5 protein-coding genes are annotated in these 3,099 nt (G+C 69.4%); all 5 read right to left on the reverse strand.

Annotated elements, in window-relative coordinates:
- A partial coding sequence (locus tag MF672_RS51060; protein WP_247815866.1) for a helix-turn-helix transcriptional regulator occupies positions 1 to 393 on the reverse strand: 393 nt, incomplete at its 3' end.
- Positions 390 to 635, reverse strand: a complete 246-nt coding sequence (locus tag MF672_RS51065; RefSeq protein WP_242372988.1) for a hypothetical protein — start codon at positions 633 to 635, stop codon at positions 390 to 392. The genes MF672_RS51065 and MF672_RS51060, both read right to left, overlap by 4 nt.
- On the reverse strand, positions 632 to 1,048 hold the full coding sequence (locus tag MF672_RS51070; RefSeq protein WP_242372986.1) for a hypothetical protein: 417 nt from the start codon (positions 1,046 to 1,048) through the stop codon (positions 632 to 634). The genes MF672_RS51065 and MF672_RS51070 overlap by 4 nt, the downstream gene beginning before the upstream one ends.
- On the reverse strand, positions 1,045 to 1,368 hold the full coding sequence (locus MF672_RS51075) for a hypothetical protein (RefSeq protein WP_247815867.1): 324 nt from the start codon (positions 1,366 to 1,368) through the stop codon (positions 1,045 to 1,047). The genes MF672_RS51070 and MF672_RS51075 overlap by 4 nt, the downstream gene beginning before the upstream one ends.
- A gap of 172 nt (positions 1,369 to 1,540) precedes the next feature.
- Positions 1,541 to 2,842: a pentapeptide repeat-containing protein gene (locus tag MF672_RS51750; protein ID WP_302893442.1), complete on the reverse strand. Its 1,302-nt coding sequence runs from the start codon at positions 2,840 to 2,842 to the stop codon at positions 1,541 to 1,543.
- Between the last annotated feature and the right edge of the window lie 257 nt (positions 2,843 to 3,099).

Consider the following 3,099-nt stretch of genomic DNA (forward strand, 5'->3'; position numbering starts at 1 on the left):
GTGCTCCGCCCCCTCCGGCACCACCCGGCCGCAGTCCGGCTTACGGCACGCCCGGAAGCGGTGCCCGTCGAGCACCACCCCGTACAGCCTGAGCAGCACCCGCTGGTTACGGGCCGCGTCTTCCGCCACGACCCGGGCCGCTTCCTCGTTCACCGACGTTCCCTCAACCATGCTCTCCCCTTGTCGGTCTACCACCTGATCCGCCTTGAGTTCCAGGCCAGCGCGGAGCGTGAACGCGTATCGGCGCAGGTCGGAAAGACGTGGACTGTACTTGCCGTTCTCCCAACGGGCGACGGTGACGCGATCAACACCTATCCGGTGAGCCACCTCTTCCTGAGTGAGCCCAAGGTCATGGCGGCGCTGGGTCAGGTCATGCATGATCGGGTCGATCATCGTCCGCCGTCTCCAGACTCCTGCGGCTGCTGGGCGAGCACCGCGCGGGCGTTGACGAGCGCGGTCAGCGCATCGAGCAGCACGAACCGGCCGCCGCTATCGCGTTCTTCCTCCGGAGCCGTACGCGGTCGGCGCCTGAGGATGGTGTCCTCGACCAGCCTTTCGCAGGCGGTCTCGTACGCGGCCTCCAGCCGTTCGACCTGCTTGGCGAGCTGGGCGCGCGCGTCTGCGCGGGTGGTCATCGTCCCTCCATCACGTGTGCGTAGCGGGCGAGCGCGTCGCTGTACAGGCCGGCCAGCGCCTGCACGCCCTCCAGGCCGGGGAAGCCGACACCGGCCGCCTGTAGCGCCTGGTTGATCGCGGCCTGCTCCTGGGTGGCCACGGCCGCTTTCGCCTCCAACGTGTCGAGCTGGTCTTGCGCCAGGGCTTCCGCCCGTGCCACGAACCCGCGCAGGTCCCGCACCCCGGCCGCGCCGAGCGGGTACTCGATCCCCGCCTTGCGTAGTTCCTCGTTGACGCGCTCCAGCGCGCCACGCAGCCGGGCCAGTTCCTCCTGTTCCGCGTTCGGCGTGCGCATCCGGTCCACCAGCAGCTCGAACGCGAGATAGTCGTCGGTGGGGATGCCGAGCCGGGCGGCTGCCTCTGCGGGCGTCATGCGGGTCCTTCCTGCGGGATTGGGATGATCTGCCAGTAGCCGAGCAGGCGGCGCAGACGGTGTTGCAGCCACGCCCGGATCTCGGGCTCCTGGCCGCGGGTGACGGGCGCGCTCCACGGGTAGACGCGCTCTTGGCCGCCCATGGCCACGTACAGGATCAGCGTGTCCGTGGGGCTGCCGTCGCTGGGCGGGTACCAGTCCCACCAGATGACCACGTTCAGGTCGTCGTCGAACTGGTCGGCGTTGTCCCGCAGCTCCTCCCACGACTCGAACGGCTGCTCGTCGCGGGTGAACGGGCTCGGCCGGTCGTCCTGCGGCAAAGCCCTTGTTGGGCCGGATCTGCGCTCGGAGCGTGCTGCCGGTGAGGTCGAGCGGCGGCCTGCCGGTGGTCTGCTGGGTGAGGGTGAACGTGCGTTCGTAGTCGGTGCCCTGCTCGATCACCAGGTCGTACATTGCGGCGGCCATGCCCGGCATGCTGACGGAAACCGCCGCTTACGTCACATGCACACCGGGGGGAAGCTGGGTCTTGTCATCCGTCTTCGCGCCGCTCAGGTCCTCCTCGCTCAGGTCCGCCTTACTCAGGTTCGCGCCGCTCAGGTCCGCCCCGTTCAGGTTCGCCTCGCGCAGGATCGTCCCGCGCAGGATCGTCCCGCGCAGGTCCGCCTCGCTCAGGTCAGCCCCGCGCAGGTCCGCCTCGCTCAGGTCAGCCCCGCGCAGGATCGTCCCGCTCAGGACCGCCCCGCGCAGGACCGCCAAGCGCAGGTCCGCCTCGCTCAGGTCAGCCCCGCGCAGGCCCGCCCCGCTCAGGTCAGCCCCGCGCAGGACCGCCCTGCGCAGGTCCGCCTCGCTCAGGTCCGCCCTGCGCAGGCCCGCCCTGCTCAGGAACGCCTCGCGCAGGTCCGCCCCGCTCAGGCCCGCCCAGCGCAGGTCCACCCTGCTCAGGTCCGCCTCGCGCAGGTCTGCCTGGCGGAAGTTCAGTCCGTATAGATCCGCATGCGGAATACGGACTTCCGCCAGATCGCAGTAGCAAGCGTTCCTGGCGGTGAGCGCTTCGCCCGGCCTCAAGTAGACAGTGCCAAGCACGGTCAAGGCCGCCTGCACGTCAGTCTTTGGACGTAGGGGGCGCTTGGCCTTCGGCTTGGGGTCGTGCTCCCGCACGTACGCGGCCATGACGTTGACGATCGTTCTACGGTCGCGTTCGGAGTCCTGCGCGAGGCGTTGCAGCGCGTAAATCGCGCCCAGCCGGACATCGATCGTTTTGGAGCTGAGCTGTTCCACCGCCTTGGTGTACCGGTCGGTGATCTGCCCTTCCTGCGAGGTCTCCAGTGACCTGGCGGTGTAGACCAAGCTGCCCGCGGTGAACAACAACCCGAAGACGACACCCCAGGTGCTTGTCCGCTGGAGGCGCGTCCCGCGTTCGGCGATGACCGCGTCGAAGTGCTCCTTGGGCGAGAGGGACTCGATCTCCTCTGGGGTGAGAGGCGGCAGCCGGCGTGCGCGGTGCCGGAGCTTGCCCACGATCCACCGGCTGATGCCGACGAGGACGGCAGCGGCCGCGAGGATCGTGAGGACCACAGGCGGGAGGTCCGCTGTGGAGTATTCGGGCACCAGGTAGTCGGGTAGCCAATCGAGGATGGGCGCCCACTGTTCTGGCGGGTCCGGGGCGAGGAGTTGGAGGGTCGCGGTGGCGATGACGGTGATGACGATCACGCTGGTCGACCAGAAGAGGGCCCGGTAGAGACGGGCTCGCCGTGGTGTCACATCGTCCATTCGACCCAAGACGAAGTGGTGCATGTGGCGCATACGACGGAAGTGTCACCAACCGGACGCCCCCGCGGCCGCTGCGTTCCACCACCCGGGGCGGGCAATCACACTGTGTGGTTGCCCGCCCCGGGAATCCCGCCACCCCCGGACACGGACCGTTACCAGGAGCCGTCCGCGAGGGCCCGCTCCACCCGCGGCCGCCGCTCCGCCCACCGCTCGTCACAGCCCGGCGCGTGCTCGGCAATCTCGTGGACGTGCTTGGCCGCGTCCGCGCACGGCCCGCAGCA

The organism is Actinomadura luzonensis (assembly GCF_022664455.2).
Taxonomy (GTDB): Bacteria; Actinomycetota; Actinomycetes; order Streptosporangiales; family Streptosporangiaceae; genus Nonomuraea; species Nonomuraea luzonensis.

Excerpts from the sequence above, each read along its gene's own strand:
- MF672_RS51065 (WP_242372988.1), bottom strand. The coding sequence starts at position 635 with ATGACCACCCGCGCAGACGCGCGCGCCCAGCTCGCCAAGCAGGTCGAA.
- MF672_RS51750 (WP_302893442.1), bottom strand. The coding sequence starts at position 2,842 with ATGCACCACTTCGTCTTGGGTCGAATGGACGATGTGACACCACGGCGA.
- MF672_RS51070 (WP_242372986.1), bottom strand. The coding sequence starts at position 1,048 with ATGACGCCCGCAGAGGCAGCCGCCCGGCTCGGCATCCCCACCGACGAC.